The organism is Bacillus sp. FJAT-27001, assembly GCF_019039175.1.
GTDB classification, from domain to species: domain Bacteria; phylum Bacillota; class Bacilli; order Bacillales; family Bacillaceae; genus Bacillus; species Bacillus velezensis.
On the sequence record NZ_JAHOAA010000003.1, the window covers coordinates 330397 to 347272 of the forward strand.

Here is a 16876-nt window from a genome sequence, read left to right on the forward strand (position 1 = left end):
CTGTGCATCCTGTGTTAAAAATGCCCCGCAAAGCTTCGCTATTTTCTTCCTGTTATTTTATAATGTCCTTGTATTCTTTCTCTTCGAATTGGCTACATTTTGGACAAGAGCTTTATTTGCAGAGACAGAATAAAATGCCATTTTATTTACGCTCCGCAGCTATCTTCTTATGGAAGGAGACTATCATGGAAAAGTTGAATATTGCCGGCGGCGATCCGTTAAACGGAACCGTACATATCAGCGGCGCGAAAAACAGCGCCGTCGCATTGATACCCGCAACCATTCTGGCAAATTCCGAAGTAACGATCGAAGGGCTTCCGGAGATCTCAGATATTGAAACGCTGCGTGACCTGCTGAAAGAAATCGGCGGAAACGTCCATTTTGAAAAAGGAGAAATGGTCGTCGACCCTTCTCCGATGATCAGCATGCCGCTTCCCAACGGCAAAGTGAAAAAACTCCGCGCTTCCTATTACTTAATGGGCGCGATGCTGGGCCGCTTCAAACAGGCTGTCATCGGACTGCCGGGCGGATGCCATCTCGGGCCGCGGCCGATTGACCAGCACATCAAAGGGTTTGAAGCGCTTGGGGCGGAAGTCACCAATGAACAAGGCGCGATTTATCTGCGCGCCGAAAGGCTGAGAGGCGCACGGATTTATTTAGATGTCGTCAGCGTCGGAGCGACGATCAATATCATGCTTGCCGCTGTACTGGCTGAAGGTAAAACCGTGATAGAAAACGCCGCCAAGGAACCTGAGATTATTGATGTTGCCACATTGCTCACCAGCATGGGCGCAAAGATCAAAGGCGCGGGAACCAATGTAATCAGAATCGACGGCGTAAAAGAGCTGCACGGATGCAGGCATACGATCATTCCGGACAGAATTGAGGCGGGCACCTTTATGATCGCCGGCGCCGCGATGGGGAAAGAAGTCATTATTGATAATGTCATACCGACTCACCTGGAGTCTTTAACGGCGAAGCTCAGGGAAATGGGTTTTCACATTGAGACGAGTGACGATCAGCTTCTTATGCTCGGCGGGCAGAAGCAGATAAAACCGGTCGACGTAAAAACGCTTGTTTACCCGGGATTCCCGACTGATCTTCAGCAGCCGATGACATCTCTGTTAACGAGAGCCAGCGGCACGAGCGTCGTAACCGACACCATCTACTCGGCCCGATTTAAACATATAGATGAGCTGAGACGGATGGGGGCCAACATGAAAGTGGAAGGCAGGTCGGCCATTATCACCGGTCCGGCCGAGCTTCAGGGCGCAAAAGTAAAGGCGAGCGATCTGCGTGCAGGCGCTTGTCTGGTCGTCGCCGGGCTCATGGCTGACGGCGTAACCGAAATTACCGGTCTCGAGCATTTAGACCGCGGCTACAGCAATCTTGAGAAAAAACTTGAAGGTCTGGGCGCCACAATCTGGCGGCAAAGGCTGACGGACGAAGAGATAGAACAGCTCCAAAATTCATAGAAATGCGGACTTTTGAGAGGAGATCGTGTTGAAATGGAAAGAAGCTTATCGATGGAATTGGTTCGAGTCACTGAAGCGGCGGCTTTAGCATCTGCCAGATGGATGGGCCGCGGGAAAAAAGATGAAGCTGATGATGCGGCGACAAGCGCAATGCGTGACGTGTTTGACACGGTGCCGATGAAAGGCACGGTCGTGATCGGGGAAGGCGAGATGGATGAAGCGCCGATGCTTTACATCGGCGAAAAGCTCGGAAACGGATACGGCCCTCGCGTCGATGTCGCCGTCGATCCTCTTGAAGGCACAAACATCGTAGCGAGCGGCGGCTGGAATGCGCTGACGGTGATCGCGGTCGCCGACCATGGAACACTGCTGAACGCCCCGGATATGTATATGGAAAAAATCGCGGTCGGTCCCGAAGCGGTAGGCTGCATCGATATTGAAGCGCCTGTCATTGATAACTTAAAAGCCGTTGCGAAAGCGAAAAACAAAGACATTGAAGATGTCGTGGCAACCATTTTAAATCGTGACAGACACGAAAAAATCATCTCTGAATTGCGTGAGGCGGGCGCCAGAATCAAACTGATCAACGACGGTGATGTCGCGGGCGCCATCAATACGGCCTTTGACCATACGGGAGTAGACATTCTCTTCGGTTCAGGCGGGGCTCCTGAAGGCGTGCTGTCTGCCGTTGCGTTAAAAGCGCTCGGCGGCGAAATCATCGGCAGGCTTCTGCCGCAAAGTGCGGAAGAGCAGGCCCGCTGTGAGCGAATGGGCCTTGATGTATCCAAAGTGCTCCGGATGGAGGACCTTGTGAGAGGGGATGACGCCATTTTTGCCGCAACGGGCGTCACGGACGGAGAGCTGCTGAAAGGCGTTCAGTTCAAAGGCTCCGTCGGCACGACTGAAAGTCTGGTCATCCGGGCGAAATCAGGAACGGTCCGATTCGTTGACGGAAGACACAGCCTGAAGAAAAAACCAAATCTTGTGATCCGGCCATAAATAGAGAAAAGCGGGACGGAAAGTCCCGCTTTTCTTTTGCAATAAAGAGTCAACCCTATCATTTATATGTCAAAGCATTATTTAAGTTGAATAATTTTTTGAAATGAGGTAAAAATAAAGAGTGCTGCGATTTTTCTGTGTCATTCCTTCTTTTGAGTACTGGGAAATTTTCAAATTCTACCGCATACAGACGATATAAATATTGATCTTCTCAAGTTTTTGTCCTCGCTTCCTTCAAAACTCATTAAGACATTCCTTTTTTAAAAAAGCGCCGATCATGGGTGGAAGTGTTACCGATAGAAGTTCCTGAACGTTTTATAAAAGAATGTGCTTTGGCGGAATCATGCGAAGCAGCCGATTTGAATGAAAACAGCAATACATTGACTATGAAAAGCGTGGTGTTTTTATGAAAGACGTATCTATTTCCTCTTTGGAAAATATGAAATTAAAAGAACTATATGAACTGGCCAGACATTATAAAATCTCCTACTACAGCAAACTGACTAAAAAAGAATTAATCTTTGCCATTCTGAAAGCCAACGCCGAGCAGGAGGATCTTCTGTTTATGGAAGGCGTGCTCGAAATCATCCAATCGGAAGGATTCGGCTTCCTCAGACCGATTAATTACTCGCCAAGCTCAGAAGACATCTACATTTCTGCTTCCCAGATCCGCCGCTTTGATTTAAGAAACGGTGACAAAGTATCCGGCAAGGTGCGTCCGCCGAAAGAAAACGAACGCTATTACGGACTTTTGCACGTTGAAGCGGTAAATGGAGACGATCCGGAATCTGCGAAGGAGCGCGTCCATTTTCCTGCGCTGACTCCGCTTTATCCGGACCGCCAAATGGTGCTTGAGACGAAACCGAATTATCTCTCAACAAGAATTCTCGATATGATGGCTCCCGTCGGTTTCGGCCAGCGCGGTCTGATCGTGGCGCCGCCGAAAGCCGGTAAAACCATGCTGTTGAAAGAAATCGCTAACAGCATTACGACAAATCAGCCTGACGCTGAATTGATCGTTCTCTTAATTGATGAAAGACCGGAAGAAGTAACGGATATTGAACGTTCCGTAGCGGGCGATGTCGTCAGCTCGACGTTCGATGAAGTGCCGGAAAATCACATTAAGGTAGCGGAGCTTGTGCTTGAACGGGCGATGCGTCTCGTTGAACATAAAAAAGACGTTATCATTCTGATGGACAGCATTACCCGCCTGGCACGGGCCTACAACCTCGTTATCCCGCCAAGCGGACGTACGCTTTCCGGCGGGATTGACCCGGCTGCGTTCCATCGTCCGAAGCGCTTTTTCGGTGCCGCGAGAAACATTGAAGAGGGCGGCAGTCTGACCATTTTGGCGACGGCGCTCGTAGACACGGGCTCCCGGATGGATGACGTCATCTATGAAGAGTTTAAAGGAACGGGCAACATGGAGCTTCACCTTGACCGTTCTCTTGCGGAAAGACGGATTTTCCCGGCGATCGATATCCGCCGCTCCGGCACACGGAAGGAAGAGCTGCTCGTGCCGAAAGAGCATCTTGACCGTCTATGGGCGATCCGCAAATCGATGTCTGATTCTCCGGACTTCGCAGAGAAGTTTATGAGAAAAATGAAAAAAACAAAAACGAATCAGGAATTCTTCGATCTGATCAACCAAGAATGGAAGCAGGCAAACCTTTCATCATCAGCCCGCCGCTGATAAAAAATGTATTTGCAAATGCAGTAAATGACTGATATAATTCTCTCATATGCGTTCCGGATTACTCCGGAATAATAACTCTGTTTCCACACGGGATTCAGGGCGGAAGGAGATGGATACAATGAAAGCAGGAATTCATCCTAATTTCAAAAAAGCAACAGTTAAATGCGCTTGCGGAAATGAATTTGAAACAGGCTCAGTAAAAGAAGAGGTACGCGTTGAGATTTGCTCTGAATGCCACCCATTCTACACTGGACGTCAAAAATTCGCTTCTGCTGATGGTCGTGTTGATCGCTTTAACAAAAAATACGGTCTTAAGTAATAATAGATTTTACAGGCAGGCAAGAATTGCTTCTTGCCTGTTTTTTATGTCCATAAACAGGAAAAAAAGGGGAGCGGATAGCCTATGTACATAATGAAGCAAAGCGGATGGCTTGAGCTGATATGCGGCAGCATGTTCTCTGGGAAATCAGAAGAGCTGATCCGCAGAGTGAAAAGAGCGACATATGCGAAGCAGGAGGTCAAGGTGTTCAAACCTGCCATTGATAATCGCTACAGTGAGGAGGCCGTCGTTTCTCACAACGGCACATCCATGACAAGCCACGTCATCTCGTCTTCGGCTGAAATATGGGATCATATCAGTGAAAGCACGGACGTCATCGCGGTAGATGAGGTGCAGTTTTTCGGCGAATCGATCATCGGCGACTTATCCTCGCTTGCGGATAAAGGCTATCGTGTCATCGCGGCCGGACTTGATATGGATTTCCGGGGAGAGCCTTTCGGCGTGGTGCCGAATCTGATGGCGGTTGCCGAATCGGTGACGAAGCTGCAGGCGGTCTGCTCCGTTTGCGGGTCGCCGGCAAGCCGTACGCAGCGTTTGATTGACGGGAAGCCCGCTTCCTATGATGATCCGGTCATTTTAGTCGGCGCATCGGAGTCATACGAAGCGAGATGCAGACATCATCACGAAGTGCCGAAAAAAACAGACTGATAAATAACCCTTTTCATGAAAACACCGGTAAAAAATCCGGTGTTTTTTTGACGTTTTTTCAAAAATTGTAGTTAAATAACTTAAAAAAGAGTATGAAAAAATTAAGTAATTTTCATCTCTTGAATTTTCATTTTTACAGGCATAAAATGACTAAGTAATGTAAATAGTTATGAGACATTGTTCGAATAATTGTCAAAAAAAGATATAGCAGATCGCGATCACACTAGCCAAAATGGGTAATTACTTAACTTTGTTAACTATTTGAAGAAAGAAGGAGATTTTCTTGAATAATATTAAAGTAACGAAGGAAGGCAACTTAGAAACTACTTTAAGAGGAAAAGAAGTTCTATCTATCCCTACTTTAAATAAAGGTGTTGCGTTTTCAGCAGAAGAAAGAAAAAGCCTTGGATTAGACGGGCTGCTTCCTCCGACAATTCTGTCTCTTGATGAGCAGGCAAAACGCGCATACGAGCAGTTTCAAGCTCAGCCGGACCGCCTTCGCCAAAACGTGTATTTGAATGATTTGCAAAACCGTAACGAAGTTCTTTTCTTTAAATTGCTTCAAAACCATCTTCGTGAAATGCTGCCGGTTGTTTACACACCGACTGTCGGTGAAGCGATTCAAGAATACAGCCATGAGTACAGAAGACCTCAAGGGATTTACCTTTCTATCGACAACGTGGAAGGGATTGAAGAGGCATTTGAAAACCTTCATGCCACTGCCGGAGATATTGATCTGATCGTTGCGACAGACTCAGAAAGCATCCTCGGAATCGGTGACTGGGGTGTAGGCGGTATCAACATCGCCATCGGTAAATTAGCGGTATACACAGCTGCCGCCGGTATTGACCCAAGCCGTGTTATTCCTGTCGTTCTTGACGTCGGTACGAACAATGAAAAACTTCTGAACGATCCTTTATACATCGGTAACCGCCATGAACGTATCCAAGGCGAACGTTACGAAGCTTTCGTTGACGCTTATGTAAAAGCTGCGCTTAAATATTTCCCTAAAGCTCTTCTTCACTGGGAAGACCTTGGAAACAAAAACGCGCGCAATATCATGAAGAAATACAACCATGAAATTCTTACATTCAACGATGACATTCAAGGAACAGGCGCGATTACGCTTGCAGGTGTGCTTGCGGCTATGAAGAAAACAGGCGCGTCTATTAAAGACCAGCGTGTGGTTGTCTTCGGTGCGGGATCTGCCGGAATCGGAATCGCTGACCAAATCCGCGACACTATGGTGCTTGCCGGTCTTTCTGAAGAAGAAGCCAACAAAGCGTTCTACACAATGGACTACAGAGGCTTGTTAATTGAAGGTATGGAAAACATTCTTGATTTCCAAGAGCCGTACCTGCGCACAGCTGAAGAAATTAAAGATTGGAAACGCGATGAAAACGGACAAATTCCTTTCATTGAAGTGATCCGTCAAGCGAAACCGACAATCTTAATCGGTACATCAGGCCAAAGCGGCGCGTTCAGTGAAGAAATCGTCAAAGAAATGGCAAAACACGTTGAGCGTCCGGTCATCATGCCGATGTCTAACCCGACACCGCTTGCTGAAGCCGTTCCTAGCGATCTTTTCAAATGGACTGACGGCAAAGTGCTTGTGGCGACAGGAAGCCCGTTTGACAATGTAGAGTACAATGGCGTTTCTCATGAAATCGGACAATCTAACAACGCATTCGCGTTCCCTGGACTTGGTCTCGGTTCAATCGTTGTAGAAGCGAAAGTGATTACTCCTGCAATGTTTGCGGCAACTGCTGACGCAATCGCAGAAAGCGTTGATTTTGAAACACCGGGTGCAGGCCTTCTGCCGAGCATGAGCGACTTACAAGAAGTTTCAATTAAAGTTGCGATCGCCGTAGCGGAAACTGCCATTAAAGAAGGCGTGGCAAACCGCATTCCTGAAAATGTAGAACAAGCCGTTCTTGATGCAATGTGGAAACCGCAATATAAACAAGTTGTCGCTAAATAATTTTTACGATTAATTTTACAGTCCGAGGGAAAGCTTTTATGTAAAGGCTAAAGTATACGGACATTAAGGATTTGGAGGAGAACATTTTGAGCTTCTTAGATATTTTAATCCTCCTGGCGCCGATCTTTTTCGTGATCGTGCTGGGATGGTTCGCAGGTCGCTTCGGAAGTTATGACGCGAAGTCAGCAAAAGGGGTAAGCACCTTAGTTACGAAGTACGCGCTTCCGGCGCATTTTATCGCAAGTATTTTAACCACTTCAAGAAGTGCGTTTTTATCACAGGTTCCTTTGATGGTCGCTTTGATCATTGGGATTGTCGGATTCTTTATCGTCATTCTGTTGGTTTGCAAATTTATCTTCAAGTATGATTTAACGAATTCATCTGTATTTTCTTTAAACTCTGCACAACCGACATTTGCTTTTATGGGTATTCCCGTACTAGGAAGCTTATTCGGAGCAAGCGAAGTAGCGATTCCTATCGCCGTTACGGGTATCGTGGTTAACGCCATCCTTGACCCGCTTGCGATCATTATCGCTACTGTCGGTGAGTCATCTAAGAAAAAAGACACTGAAAACGAGAACTTCTGGAAAATGACTGGTAAGTCTATTCTTCACGGTCTTTCCGAACCGCTTGCGGCTGCACCGCTTATCAGTATCATTCTGGTACTCTGCGGTGTAACACTCCCTGGCTTGGGAGAAAAAATGCTTGATCAGCTCGGAAGCACAACATCAGGTGTTGCGCTCTTCGCCGTCGGTGTAACTGTCGGTATCCGCAACATTAAGCTCAGTCTGCCGGCTTTCGGTATCGCTTTGTTAAAAGTTGCCGTTCAGCCTGCGCTGATGTACTTGATCGCTCTTGCAGTCGGACTTCCGGCTGACCAGATCACTAAAGCGGTATTGCTCGTTGCATTCCCTGGATCTGCGGTAGCGGCGATGATTGCCACACGTTTCGAAAAACAAGAGGAAGAAACTGCGTCCGCGTTCGTGATCAGTGCGATTTTATCTCTCATCTCACTGCCGATCATCATTGCGCTGACTGCATAATGAAAAGCTCCCTGTTTCAGGGAGCTTTTTTGATTAGAATTGAAATTTAAAAGGCGAAAATCTCGTTTTTTTTCTGGGTTTCTTATGTTCTGAAGAAGCGGCTGTTTCTGAGAGGGGAGCTGTCTGGGCAAGTTCCTGGATGCGGGAGGCCAATGTCTGCAATTCGGTATTGAGGTCGTCAATTTCCCGCCTGTGCTGAAGAAGCTGATAAGACACCCCTTCATCCGCCTTTTGTTTCAGCTGGCGTTCAAGCTCCTCTATCCTTGAAAGCAGATGGTTCTCACCTTGTTTCTCTTTCGTGAGAATGTCCAGTTTGCGCTCCAGCTCTTCCAATCTTTGTTCAGCGCCGCCATTGATTTTCGGACGCTGCAAAATGAAGCCCGTCCGTTTTTTCAGCTGCCGGGGCACTTGAACGTCCAGAAGGGCAGTGCCTTCAGAAATTTGCCGTTTGACCGATTTCAGCACATCAAGATCCTCAGGTGTGAAGGAATAATGTCCGAGTTCATTCCGTTCAGCCGGAAGATTCAGCTGCTTGACCCACCTTTGCACCGTTTTTGCGGAGACGCCGAGCTCTTTCGCGGCCATGTTTGTATTCATGATCACATACCTCCTTTTTGCTAGGTATTCGACCATGAGGCGGCGTTCCCTTCATGTTAGACAAAACAAGAAGGAATTCGCCAAAGAAAGCGGCATTTCTTCAAAAAACTTACGCTTCATACAATTCAAGCGGAAGCTTGTCGGGATCAAAGAAAAAGGTAAACCGTTTCCCCGTCAGCGGATCGGTTCTGATTGGTTCTGTGCCGACGCCCTTTTCCTTTAACTCTCTGACGGCTGCTTCAAGATCGTTTACGGTGAAAGCGAGATGCCGGAGACCCGCGGCTTCCGGTCTGGTCGGCCGTTCGGGCGGATCGGGAAAGGAAAACAATTCAATCGCGTACGCGCCGTCCAGCGCAAGATCAAGTTTATAAGATTCCCGTTCCTTTCGGTATGTTTCTTTTATAATGCCGAAGCCGAGAATCTCGGTGTAAAAAGCTTTCGACTTTTCATAATCAGAGCATATGATTGCTATATGGTGGATGGATTTCAGCATATCCGCCCCTCCTTTTTTGCTTCAGTATAACAGAGGCGAATTGCTTTTGACTGGCGATAAGCCCTATACTATAATGAGAATGTTACGCACAGGAAAACAGAGGTGAAGACCGTGTTAGACCGTTTACAGTCAATTGAACAACGATACGAAAAATTAAATGAGCTTTTAAGTGATCCGGAAGTGGTCAACGATCCGAAAAAGCTTAGAGAATATTCGAAAGAGCAATCTGATATACAAGAAACCGTTGAAGTCTATAGACAATACAGAGACGCATCAGAACAGCTTGCCGATGCGAAAGCGATGCTTGAGGAAAAGCTTGATGCCGATATGAGAGAAATGGTGAAGGAAGAAATCTCCGAACTGCAGGGAGAGACGGAAACCTTATCAGAGCGTTTGAAAGTGCTCCTCATCCCGAAAGACCCGAACGATGACAAAAACGTAATCATGGAGATCCGCGGAGCAGCGGGAGGAGAAGAAGCCGCGCTGTTTGCGGGAAATCTCTACAGAATGTACTCCCGTTATGCCGAAATCCAAGGCTGGAAGACTGAAGTCATGGAAGCAAACGTTACCGGAACGGGCGGTTACAAAGAAATCATCTTTATGATTACGGGAAAAGGCGCATACTCTAAGCTGAAGTATGAAAATGGCGCGCACCGCGTACAGCGTGTTCCGGAAACGGAATCAGGCGGCCGTATTCATACATCCACGGCGACGGTGGCGTGTCTTCCTGAAGCGGAAGAAGTAGAAGTGGACATTCACGAAAAAGACATCCGCGTCGATACATTCGCATCAAGCGGACCGGGCGGACAAAGCGTAAACACGACGATGTCGGCCGTACGCCTGACGCATTTACCGACTGGTGTTGTCGTTTCCTGTCAGGATGAAAAATCTCAGATTAAAAACAAAGAAAAAGCGATGAAGGTGCTCCGCGCCAGAATCTATGACAAATTCCAGCAGGAAGCTCAGGCTGAATATGATCAGACCCGTAAATCAGCCGTCGGTTCAGGCGACCGTTCCGAGCGTATCCGCACATACAATTTCCCGCAAAACCGTGTGACGGATCACCGCATCGGCCTGACGATTCAAAAGCTGGATCAAATCCTGGAAGGCAAGCTTGACGAAGTGGTTGAAGCGTTAATCGTAGAAGACCAGTCAAGCAAGCTCCAGCAGGCGGAAAATTAAGATGAAGACCGTTTTTGAAGCCCTAAGCTGGGCTTCTTCTTATTTAACCGAAGCGGGAAGAGAAAAAAACGCGGCCGAGCTGCTGTTGTTAAATGATACCGGAATGGACCGGAGCAAGCTTCTCGCAAGTCTGCAGGAGGCCGTCGGCGAGGACGAGCTTTATCGATTCAGGCGGCACGTGGAGATGCATAAAGAAGGTATTCCGATTCAATATATTATCGGGAAAGAACAGTTTTACGGCAGGGAATTTTTTGTGAATGACGATGTTCTCATTCCGCGTCCGGAAACGGAAGAAGTCGTCTTTCATCTGCTGGACAGACAAAAGCGGGTATTTTCCGAGGCAGAACGACTGAACGTCATTGATATCGGTACGGGGAGCGGTGCCATTGCGGTGACGCTCGCCCTTGAATGCGGACATTTTTCAGTATCGGCTTCGGATATTTCAAAAGAAGCGTTGCAGGTGGCGGAAAGAAATGCGCAAAACCTCGGAGCGGACGTCTGTTTTTTTCAGGGAGATCTGTTAACTCCTTTTATTTCATCAGGGAAAAAAGCGGATATTATTGTTTCCAATCCGCCGTATATTTCTGAAGAAGAAATGGCGGATTTGTCGGATATCGTCCGTTTCCATGAGCCGCTTCATGCACTTACGGACGGCGGTGACGGTTTGAAATTCTACAAGCGGTTTATGGAGGAGCTGCCTCTTGTCATGAAAGATAAAGCGCTTGTCGTCTTTGAAATCGGATATAATCAGGGAAAAGCCGTGAAAGACCTGTTCCGTCATTCCTTTCCGAATGCGGAAGTGGAAGTCGTACAGGACATCAACGGAAAAGACAGAACCGTATCCGCGGTCATCACATCATGAAAAAAGCCCGCCGGTGACGCACACGGCGGGCTTTTGTTACAATGGAAAGAAAATGAAAGGGGCATCCGCCTTGAAAAAAGCGTTCGCCTTCGGATGTATACTCGCCGCCGCAGCTTATGCGGCGGGGTTTGTTCTGCCGTTTGGCGTTGACATCATTTTCGGCGCCGTTACGGCTGTTCTTATCGTCACAGCGATTATCGTTTCCGGGTTGGCCGTAAGCGGAGCGGAGCAGCGGGCCAATTATCATTCTGAAACAGAAGAAGGACGGCACGCCCGTTTAAAGATGGCCGCCGTTTTCTTTTGCGCCGCTCTCCCTTCAGCCGGCTGTCTGCTGATTACGCTTCTGTAGCCGGATTTTGTCTTTGCAGCAATACGGAATCCCATACCCAATAGACGACGGCTGTTAAAACCGCAAAGATATAAAAGGCTGAATTAGAAAACAGAGATTGGCCTGACGGCTGCAAAAGACCGAAGATGATCCCGTTTGCAATGAATGACACCCCTAAATAATAAAGAAAATACAGCGGATGAAATCTCTTCGGCTTTTTATTCAGAAAGTATTGAAGCGGCAGCGCAAAAATCAAATAAGGAAACAAAAAATAAAACGCCATCGAAATGAAAGCCGCGATAATGAATTGATGAACATACAAAATAGAATAAATGACAGACATACATGCCGCCGACAGCAGCACGGTGTAATTATATTTCATCTGAAAACCTCCTATCAAAATAATATCGTACCATATTTTGAATCTGTCAATGCAGATTATCAGCTTGCTAGATTTTTTTCTTCCCGCCGGTTTAAACCTTTTCCGTCATGTCCATAATGGGACTAGATAAAAAAAGCACGGAGAGGAACGGTGGGGACCGATGAAACAGACAATGATGATCTGCATATATATTTTTCTTTTATTATCAGGAGCGCTTGCGGGTTTGACAAAAGAAGAAACGGCGCGGGCATCAGCCGATGAGCCCGTCGTCATACCGGATGAAGCGATCCGGCTCAGAATTTTGGCCAACAGTGATAACGATGAAGATCAAAAGCTCAAGCGCCAGATCAGAGATGCTGTAAACAAGCAAATTACGGACTGGGTGAAAGATATCACTTCCATTGAAGAAGCGCGGCGGCTCATTCGTTCGAAGCTTCCTGAAATTAAAGAAATCGCCAAACAGACGATGAAAGAAAAGGGTGCGCATCAATCCGTTTCAGTTCAATTCAATAAAATCTCGTTTCCGACAAAGCTCTACGGCAATATGGTCTATCCGGCCGGAAAATATGAAGCGATTTTAATTACACTCGGCAATGGCGAGGGCGCCAACTGGTGGTGCGTCTTGTTTCCGCCGCTGTGCTTCCTTGATTTCTCAAACGGCGAAGCGGTGAAAGATCAGGAAGACGGCGGACAGAAGCAGGAAGAAACGCAGAAACAGACTAAAAAAGTGCTGGATGACGTAAAAGCAAAGGCTGATAAAGCGAAGAAAGAAAATAAAGATGACGATGATACCGAAGTGAAGTTTTTCCTCGTCGATTGGATTTCAGATCTATTTTCCTGAAGTAAAAGGCATAAATCCGGATTCGATTCATAGATTGGAAGAAAGAGTTGATCGAAACGGAGGGAAATATATGTTTTATCAGCTGAGAGTGGCAAGAGATCAAGATACGGAGGCGCTGGAGGCCTTTTTGAAAAAGGCTGATACGGCACATGCGGAAATCGATCAGCAGATCAGCCGGTTTATCGTACTGGAAGACAGCGAAAAAATGATTGCCGCCTGTCTCGGGATCGAAAAATTCAGCGGCGGAAAAGGGCTTCTCCGTTCACTCGTCATGTCGGACAGGCTGAATCAAAGCCATATCGTTACACTGTTTCAAAGTATGGATGTGCTGTGCAAAAAACATGAGATTCAAGATGTCTACTTAGTCGCCAATCAGCCCTCATCTGCTGAGTTTCTGAATGTGATGGGATTTGAAGCGTGCGCCGATGCGCCTGATGAACTGTATACGTCCGAACATTTCCGCAACTCGTTATGCACAGAAGGTTCGTTTTTAATGGTGAAAACCTCTGCCTGATCTAACTTATACACAAGGTTATCCACTTATTAAAAAGTGTTGTCCACAGTTTGTGGATAACACTTGTTTTATTAAAGGACATCTTTTATACTTTCAAAAGGAATACACGAGAGAAAATAAAGTTTTACCGCTTTAAAATAAGGAGTTTGGTTCTACATGAAAACAAGAAGATGGTTTGTGGATTGTTCCGCAGAATTATCCACAACCGATCCCCAGATTACACAAGCCGCGGAATTGCTGCGGCAGAATGAGGTTGTGGCTTTTCCGACAGAAACCGTTTACGGACTGGGCGCTAACGCTGAAAATACGGAAGCCGTAACGAAAATATATGAGGCGAAAGGAAGGCCGAGCGATAACCCGCTGATTGTGCATATATCCCATATCAGCCAGCTTGATCGTTTTATCAGCCATATTCCTGAGACGGCGAAAAAGCTTATGAAGCTATTCTGGCCGGGGGCGCTGACCCTTGTTCTGCCGTGTAAGCCCGGTGTGCTGTCACCCCGTGTCACCGCGGGACTTGAGACGGTAGCGGTCAGAATGCCAGATCATCCGGTAGCATTAGCCCTCATCAGCTCGGCCGGACTGCCGATCGCCGCGCCGAGCGCCAATTTATCAGGAAAACCGAGCCCGACGAAGGCCGAGCATGTAGCCCATGATTTAAACGGCCGCATTGCCGGTATTGTGGACGGCGGCGCGACGGGAATCGGAGTGGAATCAACCGTTCTGTCCTGTACGGGGAAACAGCCCGTGCTGCTTCGTCCGGGCGGCGTGACAAAAGAGCAGATTGAATCCGCCGCCGGTCCGGTTCTTGTGGATAAAGGGCTGACCGAAGAAGATGAGGTTCCTATTTCTCCCGGTATGAAATATACACATTACGCGCCTTCTGCGCCGATGGCTATTGCCGACGGCGGCGCCCGGAGAATTCAAGAACTGGCAGACGCATATAAAAGCCGGGGGAAACGAATCGGCATTCTGACAACAGAAGAGAACGCCGATAGTTACCAGGCTGATTATATCAAGGTCTGCGGCAGACGCGCCGACCTTGAAACAGTGGCGTCCGCCTTATACGATGCGCTCCGCAGTTTTGATGAAGCGGAAGTGGACATGATTATTTCTGAGTCCTTTCCGGATACCGGAGTGGGGCTTGCCATTATGAACAGGCTGATGAAAGCCGCAGGCGGCACCGTTATCCATTAACTTGTTCTACCCCCTATCGGACATGCATAAGCTAAACAAGCGGGCACGTCCAAGGGGGTTTTTATTTCATGTCGAATCTATTCATCGGGGAACTTGTCTCCTTAAGCATCATGGCATTTGCTTTAGGGACGGATGCCTTTTCCGTCGGGCTCGGAATGGGAATGATTCAGCTGAAGAAAAAACAAATTTTTCATATAGGGGTTGTCATCGGGCTGTTTCATGTCATGATGCCGCTTGCGGGAATGGCGGCCGGGCATCTGCTGTCCGGTTTTCTGGGGATGCTCGCCGTTTACATCGGCGGATCTCTTCTTTTCATTTTAGGGGTGCAGATGATCATCGCCGCGTTTAAACAATCAGACGGGCCGCTCATATCTCCGGCAGGATCGGGACTGTTGCTGTTTGCGGTCGGTGTCAGTCTGGACAGCTTTTCTGTCGGGCTCAGTCTCGGGATGAACGGTTCCAATCCGTTTCTGGCCGTTACGCTGTTCGGGGTTTTCAGCACCGTTTTAACATGGGCGGGCCTTTTGGCGGGAAGAAAGGTGCAGTCGTGGCTCGGCTCGTACAGCGAAGCGCTTGGCGGAGCCATTTTGATCGGATTCGGGCTGAAACTGCTTTTACCGGTATAAGATACGTAAAAAAAGAAACGAAGATGCCGTTTCTTTTTTCTTCATTTATAATAGGCAGTAAGAGGTGACGGACATGAAAATAATCTTTGTATGTACAGGCAATACGTGCCGCAGTCCTATGGCTGAGGCTCTTTTTAAATCCATTGCAGAAACGAAAGGGCTGGACGTCAGCGTAAGCTCGGCCGGCGTATTCGCGTCTCCGAACGGAAAAGCGTCAGCCCATGCCGTGGAAGCGCTGTTTGAAAAACGGATCGCTCTCAATCACAGTTCATCTCCCTTATCGGAAGAACATATCGAGACGGCTGATCTGGTGCTGGCGATGACGGAACAGCACAAACAGCTGATTGAAGGCCGATATCAAAACAGTCAGGGCAAAGTCTTTACCATTAAAGAATACGTAACGGGGGAAAACGGCGATATCTCTGACCCGTTCGGCGGTCCGCTTGATGTTTATAAACAGACGCGGGACGAACTGGAGGAGCTGCTGACCCTTTTGGCTGATCAATTGCTTGACGGAAAAAGCAAGTAATCTGTCAGAAAATCTGCAAACAGGTCATTTGCAAAACGAATGTGAAAGAGTAGAATGAAATCAACGGATTTCGTAATAAAAAGGACAAGCACACTGGGCTGTCTTCGCCCAGCCACACCTAGGAGGTAAATGAATGAAAGTAGCTATTGCGTCAGATCACGGCGGCGTCCATATCCGCGAAGAAATAAAAAGTCTTTTGGATGAATTGCAGATTGAATACATTGATATGGGCTGTGAATGCGGCGCCGGCTCTGTCGATTATTCAGACTACGCTTTTCCGGTAGCGGAAAAAGTGGTGAACGGCGAAGCTGACAGGGGAATTTTAATTTGCGGCACAGGCATCGGCATGAGCATCTCCGCAAATAAGGTAAAGGGCATACGCTGTGCGCTTGCCCATGACACCTTCAGCGCAAAAGCGACGCGTGAACACAATGACACGAATGTTCTTGCGATGGGCGAACGCGTCATCGGCCCGGGGCTGGCGCGCGAAATCGCAAAAGTCTGGCTGACGACTGAATTTACGGGCGGCCGCCACGAACGGCGGCTCGGCAAAATCGCAGATTACGAAGAAAAAAATCTGTAAGAGGTGCTGGACAATGGAAGAGATGAAGCAAAAATGGACGGACATGCTGACTGAGTTTCAAGAGCAGGCAGGACTGACGGACGGCAGTCTGCTGGTGATCGGGTGCAGTACAAGTGAAGCCGCCGGAAGCCGGATCGGCACCGCCGGAAGCGGGGATTGGGCTGAATTGATATACGGCGGACTTAACCGGTTTAAGGAAAAAACGGGTGTGCATCTTGCTTTTCAATGCTGCGAGCATTTAAACAGGGCGCTTGTCATTGAAGCGGAAACGGCCGAGCGGTTCAGGCTCCCCATTGTTTCAGCCGTTCCCGTCCCGAAAGCGGGCGGAGCGATGGCCTCTTATGCATATCGGCAGATGCGTTCTCCCGTGCTCGCCGAATCGATTCAGGCTGACGCCGGGATTGACATCGGTGATACGTTCATCGGCATGCATCTGAAACCCGTTGCCGTCCCTGTCCGGATATCAAGCCGTGAGCTTGGAGAAGCACATGTGACGATGGCCCGGACAAGGCCGAAGCTGATAGGCGGAATTCGCGCCGTTTATGAATGCGAATGATGAA

General features: G+C 48.0%; 20 protein-coding genes and 1 pseudogene. 18 read left to right on the plus strand and 3 right to left on the minus strand.

All coding sequences use genetic code 11. From position 1 onward, the window contains the following. Positions 1–185 precede the first annotated feature (185 nt). The 8 genes and pseudogenes from BGM27_RS11835 to BGM27_RS11865 all read left to right on the plus strand — a co-directional run bounded on the left by BGM27_RS11835 (position 186) and on the right by BGM27_RS11865 (position 8182). On the plus strand, positions 186–1475 hold the full coding sequence (locus tag BGM27_RS11835) for a UDP-N-acetylglucosamine 1-carboxyvinyltransferase (RefSeq protein ID WP_007407612.1): 1290 nt from the start codon (positions 186–188) through the stop codon (positions 1473–1475). Positions 1476–1508: 33 nt separating this feature from the next. Further along, positions 1509–2474, plus strand: coding sequence for a class II fructose-bisphosphatase (glpX, locus tag BGM27_RS11840; RefSeq protein WP_003151105.1), 966 nt, complete (start codon positions 1509–1511; stop codon positions 2472–2474). A 201-nt stretch (positions 2475–2675) separates the two neighbouring features. Continuing rightward, a pseudogene (locus BGM27_RS20890) lies at positions 2676–2884 on the plus strand (hypothetical protein). After that, the gene (gene rho, locus BGM27_RS11845; protein ID WP_003151107.1) at positions 2881–4167 is read left to right on the plus strand and encodes a transcription termination factor Rho; all 1287 of its coding nucleotides are present in this window, start codon (positions 2881–2883) and stop codon (positions 4165–4167) included. Before BGM27_RS20890 ends, rho begins: the two are co-directional and overlap by 4 nt. 121 nt (positions 4168–4288) lie before the next feature. Next, on the plus strand, positions 4289–4489 hold the full coding sequence (gene rpmE / locus BGM27_RS11850; RefSeq protein WP_003151132.1) for a 50S ribosomal protein L31: 201 nt from the start codon (positions 4289–4291) through the stop codon (positions 4487–4489). 84 nt (positions 4490–4573) lie between these two features. Beyond that, entirely contained in the window at positions 4574–5158 is a 585-nt protein-coding gene (locus tag BGM27_RS11855; RefSeq protein WP_007614390.1) for a thymidine kinase, read from the plus strand. Between the two features lie 283 nt (positions 5159–5441). Beyond that, on the plus strand, positions 5442–7139 hold the full coding sequence (malS, locus tag BGM27_RS11860) for an oxaloacetate-decarboxylating malate dehydrogenase (RefSeq protein WP_007407609.1): 1698 nt from the start codon (positions 5442–5444) through the stop codon (positions 7137–7139). 86 nt (positions 7140–7225) lie between these two features. Next, positions 7226–8182, plus strand: a complete 957-nt coding sequence (locus BGM27_RS11865; protein ID WP_007407608.1) for an AEC family transporter — start codon at positions 7226–7228, stop codon at positions 8180–8182. A 33-nt stretch (positions 8183–8215) separates the two neighbouring features. Here BGM27_RS11865 and racA read toward each other — a convergent pair whose 3' ends face one another. Then, positions 8216–8779, minus strand: a complete 564-nt coding sequence (gene racA, locus BGM27_RS11870; RefSeq protein ID WP_007407607.1) for a chromosome-anchoring protein RacA — start codon at positions 8777–8779, stop codon at positions 8216–8218. Between the two features lie 109 nt (positions 8780–8888). Further along, entirely contained in the window at positions 8889–9272 is a 384-nt protein-coding gene (gene gloA2, locus BGM27_RS11875) for an SMU1112c/YaeR family gloxylase I-like metalloprotein (RefSeq protein ID WP_003151138.1), read from the minus strand. Positions 9273–9383: 111 nt separating this feature from the next. Here gloA2 and prfA point away from each other — a divergent pair, with 111 nt between their 5' ends. The 3 genes from prfA to BGM27_RS11890 all read left to right on the plus strand — a co-directional run bounded on the left by prfA (position 9384) and on the right by BGM27_RS11890 (position 11665). Beyond that, positions 9384–10454, plus strand: coding sequence for a peptide chain release factor 1 (gene prfA / locus BGM27_RS11880; RefSeq protein ID WP_003151139.1), 1071 nt, complete (start codon positions 9384–9386; stop codon positions 10452–10454). A 1-nt stretch (position 10455) separates the two neighbouring features. Next, the gene (prmC, locus tag BGM27_RS11885; RefSeq protein WP_007407606.1) at positions 10456–11316 is read left to right on the plus strand and encodes a peptide chain release factor N(5)-glutamine methyltransferase; all 861 of its coding nucleotides are present in this window, start codon (positions 10456–10458) and stop codon (positions 11314–11316) included. A 70-nt stretch (positions 11317–11386) separates the two neighbouring features. Further along, the gene (locus BGM27_RS11890; RefSeq protein ID WP_020954349.1) at positions 11387–11665 is read left to right on the plus strand and encodes a DUF5316 family protein; all 279 of its coding nucleotides are present in this window, start codon (positions 11387–11389) and stop codon (positions 11663–11665) included. Here BGM27_RS11890 and BGM27_RS11895 read toward each other — a convergent pair. Next, positions 11652–12026 (minus strand): UPF0715 family protein, encoded by a 375-nt coding sequence (locus BGM27_RS11895; RefSeq protein WP_003151143.1) that lies wholly within the window; start codon positions 12024–12026, stop codon positions 11652–11654. The two genes, BGM27_RS11890 and BGM27_RS11895, sit on opposite strands and share 14 nt — an antisense overlap. A 160-nt stretch (positions 12027–12186) precedes the next feature. Here BGM27_RS11895 and spoIIR point away from each other — a divergent pair, with 160 nt between their 5' ends. The 7 genes from spoIIR (at position 12187) to BGM27_RS11930 (ending at position 16872) form a co-directional block, all read left to right on the plus strand. After that, positions 12187–12867: a stage II sporulation protein R gene (gene spoIIR / locus BGM27_RS11900; protein ID WP_007407604.1), complete on the plus strand. Its 681-nt coding sequence runs from the start codon at positions 12187–12189 to the stop codon at positions 12865–12867. Between the two features lie 70 nt (positions 12868–12937). Continuing rightward, entirely contained in the window at positions 12938–13381 is a 444-nt protein-coding gene (locus BGM27_RS11905) for a GNAT family N-acetyltransferase (RefSeq protein WP_007407603.1), read from the plus strand. Between the two features lie 156 nt (positions 13382–13537). Beyond that, positions 13538–14578 (plus strand): L-threonylcarbamoyladenylate synthase, encoded by a 1041-nt coding sequence (locus BGM27_RS11910; protein ID WP_007407602.1) that lies wholly within the window; start codon positions 13538–13540, stop codon positions 14576–14578. A gap of 68 nt (positions 14579–14646) precedes the next feature. Then, the gene (locus BGM27_RS11915) at positions 14647–15204 is read left to right on the plus strand and encodes a manganese efflux pump MntP (protein WP_007407601.1); all 558 of its coding nucleotides are present in this window, start codon (positions 14647–14649) and stop codon (positions 15202–15204) included. A 73-nt stretch (positions 15205–15277) separates the two neighbouring features. Further along, on the plus strand, positions 15278–15733 hold the full coding sequence (locus BGM27_RS11920) for a low molecular weight protein arginine phosphatase (protein WP_007407600.1): 456 nt from the start codon (positions 15278–15280) through the stop codon (positions 15731–15733). A gap of 133 nt (positions 15734–15866) precedes the next feature. Continuing rightward, entirely contained in the window at positions 15867–16316 is a 450-nt protein-coding gene (gene rpiB, locus BGM27_RS11925; RefSeq protein WP_007407599.1) for a ribose 5-phosphate isomerase B, read from the plus strand. A gap of 13 nt (positions 16317–16329) precedes the next feature. Further along, on the plus strand, positions 16330–16872 hold the full coding sequence (locus tag BGM27_RS11930; protein ID WP_007407598.1) for a TIGR01440 family protein: 543 nt from the start codon (positions 16330–16332) through the stop codon (positions 16870–16872). Positions 16873–16876: the final 4 nt, after the last annotated feature.